The following is a 15,559-nucleotide window of genomic DNA, read 5'->3' as shown; positions in this document are numbered from 1 at the left end:
GCCGTATCCACCGTCACCGCCGGACCCTCAAGACCCAACGCATACGACACCCGACCCGACATCACACTCGCCGCATTACCCGTCCCCATGAAGCCTTCCGAGCCATCGGGGGCGGACAGGATCACGGGCAGATAGTCCTGGCCGTTGGTGCCGGCGAACACGCCGACCTGCTGGCCGCGCAGCGTGGTGGGGTCGATACCGGCCCGCTCGAACGCCTCCCACGACGTCTCCAGCAACATCCGCTGCTGCGGATCCATCGCGAGCGCCTCGCGCGGCGAGATCCCGAAGAAGACGGGGTCGAACTCGGCGGCGTCGGCGAGGAAGCCGCCCTCGCGGACGTAGCTGGTGTGCTCGCCCGTGCCCTCCGGGTCGTACAGCGTCTCCAGGTCCCAGCCGCGGTCGGCGGGGAAGTCGACCACCGCGTCCTGTCCGGACGCCAGCAGCCGCCACAGCTCCTCCGGCGACCGTACGCCACCGGGGAAGCGGCAGCTCATCCCGACGATCGCGATGGGGTCGTCGTCCAGGGCCACGCCCACCGACGACGCACCGGTCACCGCGGGGCGGGAGCCGATGAGTTCGGCCTGGAGGTGATCGGCGAGGGCGATCGGGGTGGGGTAGTCGAAGATGATGGTGGCGGGCAGCTTGAGCCCGGTGAGCGTGGCCAGCAGGTTGCGGATCTCGACGGCGGTCAGCGAGTCGAAGCCGAGGTCGCGGAAGGCGCGGCTGGGCTCCACCGAGTCCGGTCCTGGGTGGCCGAGGACGACGGCCACCTGGGTGCGGACGAAGTCCAGGGCGATCTGGTCGCGTTCCTCGTCGGTTCCGGCGTCGGTGAGCCGCTGGGCCAGCGTTGTCGACCGGCCGGGGATGGCGGGGCCGCCGGTGGCGGTGCGCGCCGCCTCGATCGCGTGCCTGGCCTCGGAGAGCTCGGCGAGCAGCGGGTTGGGGCGGTGGCCGGAGAGGCCGGGCGCGAAGCGGTCCCATTCGATGTCCACGACGAGGGAGAAGGTCTCGTCGAGGTCGAGCGCGGCCCCCAGGGCGGCGGTGGCCGGTTCGGGGGCGAGGGCGGGCAGCCCGGACTGCCGCAGCCGCTCGGCCACCAGTTCGTCGGTGGCCATGCCGCCGTCGGCCCAGGCGCCCCAGGCCATCGAGGTGGCGGGCAGGCCATCGGCCCGGCGGCGCTCGGCGAGCGCGTCGAGGTAGGCGTTGGCGGCCACGTAGTTGGCCTGACCGGCGGCGCCGAAGGTGGCGGCCATGGAGGAGAAGAGCACGAAGGCGGACAGGTCGAGGCCGCGGGTGAGCTCGTCCAGATGGCGGGCGGCGTCGGCCTTGGCACGCAGCACATCGGCCATCCGCCGCGGGGTCTGGGCGTCGAGCACCCCGTCGTCCAGCACTCCTGCCGCGTGGACGACCGTGGTCAGCGGGAGGTCCGCCGGTACGGTCGCCAGCAGCCCGGCGAGCGCGTCGCGGTCGGCGACGTCGCAGGCGGCGATGGTCACCTGGGCGCCGAGGGCGGCGATGTCGTCCCGCAGTCCGGCGGCGCCGGGTGCGTCGGGGCCGCGGCGGCCGACGAGCAGGATGTGCTGGGCGCCGTGGGCCACCAGCCAGCGGGCCACATGGCCGCCGAGGGCGCCGGTGCCGCCGGTGATCAGCGCGGTGCCGTGGGTGGTCCAGCCGTCGCCGGTGGTCTCGTGGTGCGGTGCGCGGGCCAGCCGGCGGGCGTGGATGCCCTGCGGGCGGATGGCGAGGTGGTCCTCGCCGCTGATGCCCTCGGGCCCGGCGAGGATGTCGGCGAGCCGCCCGAGTGCGCGGTCGTCGGCGGTGGCGGGCAGGTCGATCAGACCGCCCCAGCGCTCGGGGTGTTCGAGGGCGGCGGTGCGGCCCAGGCCCCAGAGCTGGGCCTGTTCGGGGCTGGTCAGCGGGTCGGAGCGGCCGACGGAGACCGCGCCGCGGGTGGCGGCCCACAGCGGGGCGTCCACCTCGGCGTCACCGAGGGCCTGGACGAGGGCGAGGGTGCTCGCGAGTCCGGCGGTGAGGGAGGGGTGCTGGTCGTGCGGGCGCTCGTCCAGGCCGAGCAGGGAGAGCACACCGTCGAGGCGCGCGGTGTCGGCGCCGGCCGCCGGGTCCGGGCTCAGGGCGGCGCGGATCCGCTCGGCGAGGGCGGCGCGGTCGACGGTGGTGCCGTCGACGTCGATCCGGTGGACGCTGACGCCGCGTTCGGCCAGCAGCCGTAGCGACTCCGCCACCCAGGGGTCGTCGTCGCGCCCCTCGGGAGCGGCCACGAGCCAGGTGCCGGTGAGGGGTTTGTCCGGGGTCTGCGGCAGCGGTGTCCAGGTGACGCGGTAGCGCCAGCTGTCGACGGTGGTGTCGACGTGGCTCCGCCGGCGCCACGCGGACAGGACGGGCAGCACCTCGCTGAGGGGCTGGTCGCCGTCGAGGCCGAGGGTTTCGACCAGGGCGGGCAGGTCCTCGCTGTGCACGACCTCCCAGAACCGGGCGTCGGACAAGGCCGGGGCGGCGGCTTCGGCGGCGGCGGAGTCGATGCCGTAGGAGAAGGGGTTGGCGGGCCAGTAGCGCTGCCGCTGGAAGGCGTAGGTGGGCAGCTCGACGCGGCGAGCGCCGGTGCCCGCGTAATACCTGGACCAGTCCACGGGCACCCCGCGGACGTGGGCCTGGGCGAGCGCCTGGCCGAGGGTGCGGGCCTCGGGGCGGCCGGAGCGCAGGGCGGGCAGGAAGGCGAACGTGCGGTTCTTGTCGCCGGTCACGCACTCCTGGGCCATGGCCGAGAGCACCCCGTCGGGGCCCAGCTCCACGAAGGTGGTCACGCCGTGGTCCTCGAGGCGGCGGACGCCATCGAGGAAGCGAACGGCCTCGCGGACGTGGCGCACCCAGAAGTCGGCCGTGGTGATCTCGTCGGCGCTCACCAGGGTGCCGGTGAGGTTGGAGACGATGGGGATCTTGGGAGCCTCGTAGGTCAGCCGCTCGGCGACCTGACGGAAGTTCTCCAGCATCCCGTCCATGTGCGGGGAGTGGAAGGCGTGGCTGACGGTGAGCCGCTTGGTCTTGCGGCCCTGTGCCTGGAACGACTCCGCGATTGCCACCGCGGCGTCCTCGTCACCCGCGATGACGACGGAAGTGGGCCCGTTGAGCGCGGCGATCGACACCCGCTCGGTCAGCAGCGGCGCCACCTCGTCCTCCGACGCCTGCACCGCGATCATCGCGCCACCGGTGGGGAGTTGCTGCATCAGCTGGCTGCGCGCGGCCACCAGGGCACAGGCGTGGGTGAGCGAGAGCACCCCGGCGACATGGGCGGCGGTGAGCTCGCCGATGGAGTGGCCGGCGAGGAAGTCGGGCCGCAGCCCCCAGGATTCGACGAGGCGGAAGAGTGCCACCTCGACGGCGAACAGCGCGGGCTGGGTGAAGCCGGTCCGGTCGAGCGTGGCGGCGTCGTCGCCGAACAGCACGCCCTTCAGCGGCTGGTCGAGGAAGCGGTCGAGCTGGGCGCAGACCGCGTCCAGCGCCTCGGCGAACACCGGGTAGGTCTCGTACAGCTCACGGCCCATGCCGAGCCGCTGGCTGCCCTGGCCGGTGAAGAGGAACGCGACCTTGCCCTCGGCGGCCAGCCCCTCGGTCGCCTCGGGGTGGTGCCGGCCCTCGGCGAGCGCGTCGAGGCCCGCGAGGAGCTCGTCGTGGTCGGCCGCGACGACCGCGGCACGGCGGTCGAGGGCGGCGCGGGTGACGGCCTGGGAGTAGCCGATGTCGGCGAGGCGGTGGCCGGGGTGGGCGGCCAGATGGGTCCGCAGCCGGAGCGCCTGGGCGCGCAGCGCCTGCTCGTTCTTGCCCGACAGCACGACCGGGACCAGGGGCGGCTCGGTCCGCTCCGGCTCGGGCTCGCCGCTCTCGGCGGGCGCCGCGGGGGCCGGGGCCTCCTCGAGGATGGTGTGCACATTGGTGCCGCTCATGCCGAACGACGAGACGCCCGCACGGCGCGGGGTGGCGTCCTCGGGGTCCTTGACCCACTCGCGGGTGGCGGTGAGCAGTTCGACGTCCCCGGCGGTCCAGTCGACGTGCGGGGTGGGCTCGGTGAGATGCAGGGTCCTGGGCAGTTGGCCGTGGCGCATCGCCATGACCATCTTGATGATGCCGCCGACCCCGGCGCCCGCCTGGGCGTGGCCGATGTTGGACTTGATGGAGCCGATGAGCAGCGGTTTGCCCTCGGGCCTGTCCTGGCCATAGGTGGCGAGCAGCGCCTGTGCCTCGATCGGGTCGCCGAGGGCGGTGCCGGTGCCGTGGGCCTCCACGGCGTCGACCTGGTCGGGGCTCAGCCGGGCGTTGGCCAGCGCCTGGAGGATGACGCGCTGCTGCGAGGGGCCGTTGGGCGAGGTGAGACCGTTGCTGGCGCCGTCCTGGTTGACGGCGGAGCCGCGCACCACGGCGAGGACCGGGTGGCCCTTGCGCTGGGCGTCCGACAGCCGCTCGACGAGCAGCATGCCGACGCCCTCGCCCAGGCAGAAGCCGTCGGCCTCCGGGGCGAAGGGCTTGGAACGGCCGTCGAGGGCCAGTCCGCGCATCTTGCTGTAGTCGACGAAGACGCCGGGCGCGCACATCAGGGTGGCGCCGCCGGCCAGGGCGAGTGAGCATTCGCCGTTGCGCAGCGCCTGGACGGCGAGGTGGAGCGCCACCAGCGAGGAGGAGCAGGCGGTGTCGACGGTGACGGCCGGGCCCTCGAAACCGAAGGTGTAGGAAAGGCGGCCGGAGGCGACGCTCGCGGCGTTACCGGTTCCGAAGTAGCCCTCGAAGTTCTCGTTGGAACTGAGGATCGCGCCCAGGTAATCGTGATTGCTGGTGCCGACGAAGACGCCGATTTGCCGGCCGCGCACCGCCACCGGGTCGATTCCGGCCCGCTCGAACGCCTCCCAGGAGGTCTCCAGGAGCATCCGCTGCTGCGGATCCATACCGAGCGCTTCCCGCGGGCTGATGCCGAAAAGCGAGGAGTCGAAATCGGCTATCCCGTCGACGAATCCGCCCTCGTGCACATAACTGGTGCCGGGGTGGTCCGGGTCCGGGTGGTACATCGTGTCGACATTCCACCCGCGGTCCAGCGGGAACTCGCTGACCGCGTCGACGCCCTCGCTGACGATGCGCCACAGGTCCTCGGGCGACTGAACGCCTCCGGGATAACGGCAGCCGATCCCCACAATCGCGATGGGGTCGTGGTTCTTCGCCTCGGCCTCTTGCAGGCGGAGGCGAGTCTGGTGCAGATCCGCCGTTACCAGCTTGAGGTAGTCCCGCAGCGTCTCTTCATTCGCCATTTACGCAATCCAATTACGGGCAGACGGCATCGGAAATGCTCCACAGATCCTCAACAGGGGAGCCGGTAACCAACAACCAAAATCAGTCGACTTCTCGCAGAGAGGCTATGTGTGAACTAACCCTCACAACAACCCCTAGATGCCCCCTATGACCCCCTGGATACCCAAGGAGCGATAGGGGGCAACCCGGTATTTCATAACTCTATTGAAGGGTAGAGAAAATCCTGGCCGACAACGGATACGACGTCAATAGCGAAATTCTCGTCACGCTCTTCCAAGACCCTTGTTGATGAATGCGAAGAGCTCTTCGTCGCTGGCCGATTGGAGCTGTTCGGCGTCGACCGTGTCCTTCGCGGGGCGCTCCGGTGCCACCGCCGCGGCGGCGGGTTCGGCGGTGACCGCGGTGCCGTCGGACTCGTTCCACTTCGCCAGCAGCGACTGGAGGCGCATGGTGATCCGGGCCCGGGTGATGTTGTCGGGCGCGGTGCCGGTGAGCGCGGTCTCCAGCTTGTCGAGCTCGTCGAGCACCGCGGTGCCGTCGGCCGCCTCGTCGGGCGCGATCCCGGCCCGCAGATAGGCGGCCACGGCGGCCGGGGTGGGGTGGTCGAAGATCAGGCTCGGAGGCAGCTTCAGCCCGCTCGCGGCACCGAGCCGGTTGCGGAGCTCGACGGCGGTCAGCGAGTCGAAGCCCAGCTCCTTGAAGGCCCGTCCCGCCTCGATCGCCTGGGCGCCGGAGTGGCCGAGCACGGCGGCCACCGCGCTGCGCACCAGATCCAGCAGCACCCGCTCGCGCTCGGTCTCCGGCAGGGCCGCCAACTGCCCGGCCAGGGCCGCACCGGCGGCCGCGCCGGTCCCTTCGGTCTCGGCGGCGGCCATCTCCTCGACGACCTCGCGGGCCTCGGGCAGATCGTGCAGCAGCGGACGCGCCCGGTCGGCGGTGAAGGCGAGGGTGAAGCGCTGCCAGTCCATGTCGATGACGGTCAGCGCGGTCTCGTCCCGGTCCAGCGCGTGCTGGAGCGTGGCGGTGGCCGGCTCCGGCGCCATCTCGTTGATGCCGTGGCGGCGCATCCGGTCGCCGACGGCGCCGTCCACCGTGCCGCCGTCGCCCCACGGGCCGAAGGTCAGCGCGGTGGCGGGCAGCCCGTCCGCGCGGCGCTGTTCGGCGAAGGCGTGCAGGAAGGCGTTGCCGGGCGCCTGGTTGCCCTGGCCCGGGGCGCCGAAGGTGGCGGAGAAGTGCGAGCACAGCACGAACGCGGTCAGGTCCAGGTCCCGGGTGAGCTCGTGCAGATGGCGCGTGGCGTCCACCTTCAGCCGCAGCACCCGCTCGGCCTGATCCGGCGTCAGTCCCTCGATCACCCCGTCCTCGATGACCGCGGCGGTGTGCACGACGGCGGTCAGCGGCTGGTCGGCCGGGATGGCCGCGAGGGTCTCGGCGAGCGCCGCGCGGTCGGTCACATCGCACGCCGCGAGGGTGACCTTGGCGCCGAGCCCGGTCAGCTCGGCCTCCAGCTCGACCGCCCCGGGGGCCTCCGGTCCCCTACGGCTCGCCAGCACCAGATGGTCGGCGCCGTTGCGGGCCAGCCACCGGGCGACCTGCGCGCCGAGCCGTCCCGTACCGCCGGTGACCAGGGTGGTACCGGTCGGCTTCCAGGACCGTACGGTGGAGGTGTCGGCCAGCGGGGCGCGCACCAGCCGGGGCCCGAAGACGCCCGCCGCACGGATCGCGGCCTGGTCCTCGTCGCCGTCGGAGGCGAGGAGGCCCACCAGGCGGGTCAGGGCGCGCTCGTCGGGCGCCTCGGGCAGGTCGATCAGACCGCCCCAGCGCTCCAGGTGCTCCAGCGCGGCCACCCGGCCCAGGCCCCAGACCAGCGCCTGCTCGGGCGAGGCGGGCCGGTCCGAGCCGCCCACGGAGACGGCGCCGCGCGTCAGGCACCACAGCGGCGCCCCGATCCCGGCGTCGCCGAGGGCCTGGATCAGCGCGAGCTGGGCGGCCGTTCCGGCGGGCAGCGAGGGGTGCTCGGGGTGCGCGCCCTCGGCCGGGGCCAGCAGCGACACCACCCCGGCGAACGGGGTGCCGTCGGCGTCGGCGAGCGCGGCGCGCAGCCGCTCGGTCAGCTCCTCGCGGCCGTCGACGCCGGTGTCCACGGCGATCCGCCGTACGTCGGCGCCGCGTTCGGCGAGCACCCCGGCCACGGCGTCGGTCCAGGTGTCGGTGTTCTCGGTGGCCGGTGCGCCCGGTACGACGACGAGCCAGGCGCCGCTCAGCCGCGGGGACCGCTCCTCGGTCAGCGGCTTCCAGGTGACGCGGTAGCGCCAGCCGTCCACCGCGGACTGCTCACGGGCCTGCTTGCGCCAGGAGGCCAGCGCGGGCAGAACGGCGCTCATGGGCTGATCGCCCTCGACCGTCAGCTCGGCGGCCAGCGCCTGCCAGTCCTCGGCCTCCACGGCGGCCCAGAACTTCGCCTCCACGGCGTCGTGCCCGATCTCCCCGGCCGCCCGCGCGGGCGCGGGCTCGGGCCAGTAGCGCTGCTGCTGGAAGGCGTAGGTGGGCAGCTCGACGCGGCGCGCGCCCGTACCGTCGAACACCGCGTCCCAGTCGACGTTCACCCCGCGCGACCACGCCTCGCCCACGGAGGCCCAGAACCGGTCAAGGCCGCCCTCGTCGCGGCGCAGCGAACCGATCGCGGCCGCGTCCACACCGGCGTCCTCGGCGGTCTCCTGCACACCCATCGTCAGGACGGGGTGCGCACTGGACTCGATGAACACACCGAAGCCCTCGTCCAGCAGCCGCCGGACCGCGCCCTCCAGCTCGACGGTGCGACGGAGGTTGGTGAACCAGTACTCGGCATCCAGCTCCGGACCGTCGATCCACTCCCCCGTGACGGTGGACAGGAACGGCACCTGGGCGTTCTTCGGCTGTACGGGGGCGAGCAGTTCCAGGAGTTCCTCGCGGAGCAGCTCGACCTGCGCGGAGTGCGAGGCGTAGTCCACCGGCACCCGCCGGGCCCGCACCTCATCCGCCTCACACGAGGCAATCAGCTCATCCAGCGCCTCGGGCTCACCCGAAACCACCACCGACGACGGCCCATTGACCGCCGCCACCGAAATCCGCTCCTCGCCCCACGACGCGATCCGCTCCCGCACCTCCGCCACCGGAAGCGCCACCGACACCATGCCACCCTTACCCGCCAACACCCGCCCAATCGCCTGACTCCGCAACGCCACCACACGCGCCGCGTCCCTCAACGACAGAACCCCCGCCACACACGCCGCCGCGATCTCACCCTGCGAATGCCCGATCACCGCCGCCGGAACCACACCCAACGAACGCCACAACTCCGCCAACGACACCATCACCGCGAACAACACCGGCTGAACCACATCCACCCGCTCCAACGACGGCGCACCCTCCGCACCCCGCAACACATCCACCAACGACCAGTCGGTGAACTCCCCCAACGCCCCCGCACACTCCTCGATCCGCGCCGCGAACACAGGCGAGGCATCCATCAGCCCCACGCCCATGCGCACCCACTGGGAGCCCTGCCCGGGGAAGACGAACGCCGTCTGCCCGGCGACCACGCTGCCGCGCTCGACACCGGCCGCCATACCGCCCTCGGCGAGGGCGGTCAGCCCGGCCATCAGCTCCTCGCGGTCCCGGCCCTGGACCACACCTCGGTGGTCAAGCGCGGCGCGGGTGGTGGCCAGCGACAGGCCGATGTCCACCGGGCGCAGCGCCGGTTCGTCGTGGAGCCGGTCCAGCAGCCGCCACGCCTGGGCGCGCAGCGCCGCCTCGCTCTTGCCGGAGAGCACCCACGGCAGCACACCCGGCTGCTTGGACACCAGCTCGACCGGCCCCGGCTCCTCGGCGGGGGCCTGTTCGACGATGGTGTGCGCGTTGGTGCCGCTGAAGCCGAAGGACGAGATGCCCGCACGGCGCGGACGGCCGGTCTCGGGCCATGGCGTGGCCGACCTGACGAGTGCGATCTTCCCGGAGGACCAGTCGATGTGCGGGGACGGCTCGGCGATGTGCAGCGACTCGGGCACCACCCCGTGCTCCATCGCCAGCACCATCTTCATCACCCCGGCGATGCCCGCGGCGCCCTGGGTGTGGCCGATGTTGGACTTCACCGATCCGAGCAGCAGGGGCTGCTCCTCGGTCCGGTCCTGGCCGTAGGTGGCCAGCAGCGCCTGCGCCTCGATCGGGTCGCCCAGCGAGGTGCCCGTGCCATGGGCCTCGACGACGTCCACATCGTTGCCGGACAGCCGGGCGCCGGCCAGCGCCTGCTGGATGACGCGCTGCTGGGACGGGCCGTTGGGCGCCGTCAGACCATTCGACGCACCATCCTGGTTGACGGCGGAGCCGCGCACCACGGCCAGCACCTTGTGGCCGTTGCGGCGGGCTTCCGAGAGCCGCTCCAGCAGCAGGACGCCCACGCCCTCGGCCGGGCCGAAGCCATCGGCGTCCGCCGAGAACGCCTTGCAGCGGCCGTCCTCCGACAGCCCCCGCTGACGGCTGAACTCGATGAACAGACCGGGGGTGGACATCACATGGACGCCACCGGCCAGGGCGAGCGAGCATTCGCCCAGTCGCAGCGACTGGACGGCCAGGTGCAGCGCCACCAGGGACGCCGAGCAGGCGGTGTCCACCGTGACGGCCGGGCCTTCGAGGCCGAAGACGTAGGAGAGGCGGCCGGAGACGACGCTGCTGGCGTTGCCGGTGCCGAGGTGGCCGCCGAAGTCGTCCTGGGCGTCGATCGCCACCGTCAGATAGTCGGAGGCGTTCATGCCCGCGAAGACACCGGTCCTGCTGCCGCGCAGGGACGCGGGGTCGATCCCGGCCCGTTCGAACGCCTCCCAGGACGTCTCCAGCAGCAGCCGCTGCTGCGGGTCCATCGCCGTGGCCTCACGCGGCGAGATCCCGAAGAACGCCGCGTCGAACCGGGTGGCGTCGTCGAGGAATCCGCCCTCGCGGGTGTAGGTGGTGTCCGGGGTGTCCGGGTCCGGGTCGAAGAGGTTCTGGAGGTCCCAGCCACGGTCGGCCGGGAACTCCGTCTGTGCCTCGCCGCCGGAGACCATGAGCTGCCACAGCTCCTCGGGGCTGCTCACACCGCCGGGGAAGCGGCAGCTCATGCCCACGATGGCGATCGGCTCATGGGCCTGGTCGTCGACCTCCTGGAGCCGCCGGTGGGCGGCGGTCAGATCGGTGGTGACCTTCTTCAGATATTCGCGGAGCTTGGCTTCGTTCGCAGTCGCCATGGACGTTCACCTATTCGCAATGCTCTGGTTCGTCGGGGGGGTTCGGGTGGAGGTGCTGCCGCGTTTCAGCCGTTGCCGAACCTCTTGTCGATGAAGTCGAAGAGCTCGTCGTCACTGACCTCTTCGAACGCCTCCGCCTCGGCCTCCGCCCCGGCGTCGTCCGCGGTGCGCCGCACGTCGTTCCACTTCGCCAGGAGCGTCTGAAGACGCACCGCGATGTTCGCATGCGCGGCCTCGTCCTCCATCACGGACTCCAGGTCCTCCGACGTCAGCGAGGACAGGCTGTTCTCCAACCGCTCCAGCTCCTCCAGTACGGACACTCCGGGGCCGTCGGCCTCCGGCGCCACTTCCTGGCGCAGGTGCCGCGCGAGCGCGGTCGGTGTCGGGTAGTCGTAGACCAGCGTCGCCGTCAGCTTCAGCCCGGTGGCCGCGTTGAGCCGGTTGCGCAGCTCCACGGCGGTCAGCGAGTCGAAGCCCAGCTCCTTGAACGCCTGCTCGGCGCCCACCTGGTCCTTCGACGCGTAGCCCAGTACACCGGCCACCTGACGGCGGACCAGGTCCAGCAGGGTCCGCTGCTGCTGGGCCTCGGACTGCCCGGCCAGCCGCTGTGCCAGGGTGCCCTCCCCGGCCTCCGCCACGGCCTCCGGGGCGGCGGGGCCGCCGGTCGCGGCGCGGCGCACCGGAGTGCGCACCAGGCCACGGTAGAGCGGCAGCAGCCCACCGGTGGCGGCGGCGGCGCGCAGCGTCGCCATCTCCAGCCGTACGGGCACCAGCACCGCCTCGTCCGCCACGGCGTGGGCCGCGTCGAACAGGGCGAGCCCCTCCTCGGCGGCCAGCGGCAGCACCCCGCCGCGCGCCGCCCGCTGCTGGTCGGCCTCGCCGAGCCGGCCGCCCATGCCGCGCTCCTCGGCCCACATGCCCCAGACCAGGGACTGTGCGGTACGGCCGGTGGCACGGCGGTGGCCGGCGAGGGCGTCGAGGAAGACGTTCGCCGCCGCGTAGCCGCCCTGGCCCGCGCCGCCGAGCGTGCCGGCCGCGGCCGAGAAGAGCACGAAGGCGGAGAGGTCCAGATCGCGGGTCAGCTCATGCAGGTTGACCGCGGCGTCGACCTTGGGCCGCAGCACCGTGTCCACCCGCTCGGGCGTCAGCATGTCGATCACACCGTCGTCGAGGACGCCCGCGGTGTGCACCACGGCCGTCAGCGGGCGGTCGGCGGGGATCCCGGCCAGCAGCCCGGCCAGCGCCTCCCGGTCGGCCGCATCACACGCCACGACGGTCGCCCGTGCCCCCAACTCCGCCAGCTCGGCGACCAGTTCGGACATGCCGTCGGCGGCCGGGCCGCTGCGGCTGGTCAGCAGCAGATGGCGGGCGCCGTGCGCGGTGGCCAGATGGCGGGCGAACAGCCTGCCGAGGCCGCCGGTGGCGCCGGTGATCAGCACCGTGCCGTCGGGGTCGATGGCCCGTCCGGCCGACCCGGTGGCGTCGATGGCCTTGGCGGCCTCGGGGGTGACGATGGCCTTGGTGGTCCCGATGGCCGGGGTCGCCTCGACCCTGGCCAGGCGTGGCGCGTACGCCGCCCCGGCGCGCAGCGCCAGCTCGGGCTCGCCCGAGCCCAGCGCCGCCGGAATCGCCGGGTACGACACCTCGCCGTCCACGTCCAGCAGGACGAACTGGTCCGGGTTCTCCGTCTGCGCGGACCGCAGCAGACCCCACACCGGCGCGTTCACCAGGTCCGTCACCGCCGGGTCACCGGCCGCGGCGACCGCGCCACGGGTGACCACCACCAGCCGGGCCGCACCGGGCCGGCCGCCGTTCAGCCACTCCTGGAGCAGCCCCAGGACGCGGTGGGTTGCGGTGTGCGCACCGGCGGCGAGACCGCCCTCGGCGGCACCCGGCTCGGGCGGGAACGGCACCAGCACGGTGTCCGGCGCGGGACCGCCCGCCTCGACCGCCGCGTTCAGCGAGCCGAGGTCGTCGTGGACCGTGGCGCGGAACCCGGCCGTCTCCAAGGCCACGCTCAGCTTGAGCTCATCGCCGCCGATGACGGCGATCCCCGCCGAGGCGGCCTCCGAGGGCGCCACCACCGGCGCCCAGTCGATCCGGAACAGCGACTCATGGCGGTCGGAGGAGGTCGCACCGGCGATCCGGTCCACCTCCAGCGCCCCGGTCACCAGCGCGTCCACCGACGCGACGAGCGCACCCGTCTCATCGGCCGCCAGCATCGACACCGCGCCGTCCTCGGTCAGCGCCAGCCGCACGCGCAGCGCCTCGGCGCCGACCGCGTACAGCTTCACGCCGCGCCAGGAGCGCGCCACCGCGGCACCGTCCGCGCCCAGCGCGAGCGGCTGGAGCGCACCGTCCAGCAGGGCCGGGTGCAGGGCGAAGCGGGCCGCCTCGGGCTGCCGCTCGGCCGCGATACGCACCTCCGCGAACACCTCCTCGCCACGCCGCCAGACGCGGCCCAGGCTCTGGAACGCCGGGCCGTGCAGCAGCCCGGCACGCGCCATGCTCGCGTACAGCTCGTCGGTGTCCACCGCCTCGGCGTCGGCGGGCGGCCACACGGCCAGCGGCTCGGCGCCGCCACCCGCCGGGGCCTCGGCGGAGCCGAGCACACCCGCGGCGTGCCGGGTCCACGGCCGGTCGGTGTCCGAGCGCTCGTCGCGCGAGTACACCGCCAGCGGACGGCGGCCGTCGCCGTCAGGTTCGCCCACCGACACGCGCAGCCGCACCCCGCCGCGCTCCGGCAGGATCAGCGGCTCGTCCAGGGTCAGCTCCTCCAGCAGCGCACAGCCCACATGGTCCCCGGCGCGCACCGCCAGCTCCACGAACGCGGAGCCGGGCAGCACGGCCGTGTCCGCGACCGTGTGATCCGCCAGCCACGTGTGCGAGGCGAGCGACAGCCGCCCGGAGAACACATACGCGTCCGCGTCGGGCAGTTCCACCGCCGCGCCCAGCAGCGGATGGTCGGCCGAGCCGAGACCGGCCGAGGCGACCTCGTCCAGGCTCAGCTGGACGTCGACCCAGTAGCGGCTGCGCTGGAAGGCGTACGTCGGCAGGGCGACCTTCCGCGCCCCCGTACCGGCGAAGAACGCCGCCCAGTCCGGGGCCGGGCCGCGAACGTACAGCCGGGCCAGCGCGCCGGTCAGCGCCTCGGCCTCCGGCCTGCCCTTGCGCAGCGCGGGCAGCAGCTCGGCCGCTTCGGGCTCGGCCAGGCAGTCCTGCGCCATGGCGGTGAGGACACCGTCGGGGCCCAGCTCCACGAAGGTGGTCACGCCCCGGGCTTCCAGCGTCCGCACACCGTCGAGGAAGCGGACCGCTTCACGGACGTGGCGCACCCAGAAGTCGGCGGTCGTGATCTCCTCGGCGGAGACGACCTCGCCCGTCAGGTTGGAGACGATCGGGATCCGCGGGGCGTCGTACGTCAGCCCCTCGGCCACCTCACGGAACGCCTCCAACATCCCGTCCATACGGGGCGAGTGGAAGGCGTGGCTCACCGTGAGCCGCTTGGTCTTACGACCCTGCGCCTCGAAGGACACCGCGATCGCGACCGCCTCGTCCTCGTCGCCCGCGACCACGACCGAGGTCGGGCCGTTGAGCGCGGCGATCGAGACACGCTCGGTCAGCAGCGGCGCCACCTCGTCCTCCGACGCCTGCACGGCGATCATCGCGCCGCCCGCCGGAAGCTCCTGCATCAACCGCCCACGAGCGGCCACCAGCTTCGCCGCGTCGGCGAGCGAAAGCACACCCGCCACATGCGCGGCGGCCAGCTCACCAATGGAGTGCCCGGAGAGGAAGTCCGCCTTCAGACCCCAGGTCTCCACCAGCCGGAACAGCGCCACCTCGACCGCGAACAGCGCGGGCTGGGTGAACCCGGTCCGGTCCAGCGCCTCGGCGTCCTCCCCGAACAGCACATCCCGCAGCGGCCGTTCGAGATGCGCGTCCAGGTGGGCGCACACCTCGTCCAGCGCGTCCGCGAACGCCGGGAAGGCGTCATACAGCTCACGCCCCATCCCCAGCCGCTGACTGCCCTGCCCCGTGAACAGGAACGCCACCTTGCCGCCGGACACCGAACCCTCGACCAGGCCCGGCACCTCGGACTCGCCCCGCGCCAGCGCCGCGAGACCGGCCAGCAGCCCGTCCCCGCTGTCCGCGGTGAGCACGGCCCGGTGGTCCAGGGCGGCGCGGGTCGTGGCCAGCGAGTAGGCCACATCGGTGGCGGCCGGTGCGGTCCCGCCGCCGAGGTGGGCCAGCAGCCGCTCGGCCTGACCGCGTACGGCGGCCGGGGACTTGCCCGACAGCACCCACGGAACCGTCGGCAGCTCCACCGCCGGAGCGGCGGCCGGGCTCTCCTCCGGCTCCGGGCTCTCCTCCGGCTCCGGGGCCTGCTCCAGCAGCGTATGCGCGTTGGTGCCGCTGATGCCGAACGCCGACACCGCGGCCCGGCGCGGACGGCCGGTCTCCGGCCACTCCCGCGCCTCGGTCAGCAGCTCCAGCTCACCGGCGGACCAGTCGACATGCGGGGTCGGCTCGTCCACATGGAGCGTCGGCGGCAGCACACCGTGCCGCAGCGCCAGCACCATCTTCATCACCCCGGCGACACCGGCCGCGGCCTGCGTATGCCCGATGTTGGACTTGATGGAGCCGAGCCACAGCGGACGTCCTTCGGGCCGGTCCTGGCCGTAGGTGGCCAGCAGCGCCTGCGCCTCGATCGGGTCACCGAGCGTCGTGCCGGTGCCGTGGGCCTCGAGCGCGTCCACCTCGGACGGGGACAGCCCCGCACCCGCCAGCGCCTGACGGATCACCCGCTGCTGGGACGGACCATTCGGCGCCGTCAGACCATTCGACGCACCGTCCTGGTTGATCGCGGAGCCCCGCACAACCGCCAGCACCTCATGACCATTACGCCGGGCATCCGACAGCCGCTCCACGAGCAGCATGCCCACACCCTCACCCCAACCCGTACCATCCGCACCCGCAGCAAACGCCTTGAT

The 15,559-nt window shown here is 73.1% G+C and carries 2 protein-coding genes and 1 pseudogene; all 3 read right to left on the bottom strand.

The features are described from left to right. A partial coding sequence (locus AB0E24_RS45595) for a type I polyketide synthase (RefSeq protein ID WP_359385900.1) occupies positions 1-5,309 on the bottom strand: 5,309 nt, incomplete at its 3' end. 264 nt (positions 5,310-5,573) lie between these two features. After that, a pseudogene (locus AB0E24_RS45590) lies at positions 5,574-10,559 on the bottom strand (type I polyketide synthase); the annotation flags it as partial. A gap of 74 nt (positions 10,560-10,633) precedes the next feature. Beyond that, a partial coding sequence (locus AB0E24_RS45585; RefSeq protein ID WP_359385895.1) for a type I polyketide synthase occupies positions 10,634-15,559 on the bottom strand: 4,926 nt, incomplete at its 5' end.

This window comes from Streptomyces malaysiensis subsp. malaysiensis (genome assembly GCF_040653035.1).
Classification (GTDB): Bacteria; Actinomycetota; Actinomycetes; order Streptomycetales; family Streptomycetaceae; genus Streptomyces; species Streptomyces malaysiensis.
Note: the sequence above shows the minus strand (reverse complement) of the source record. Positions and strands in the feature narration are given on the sequence as shown.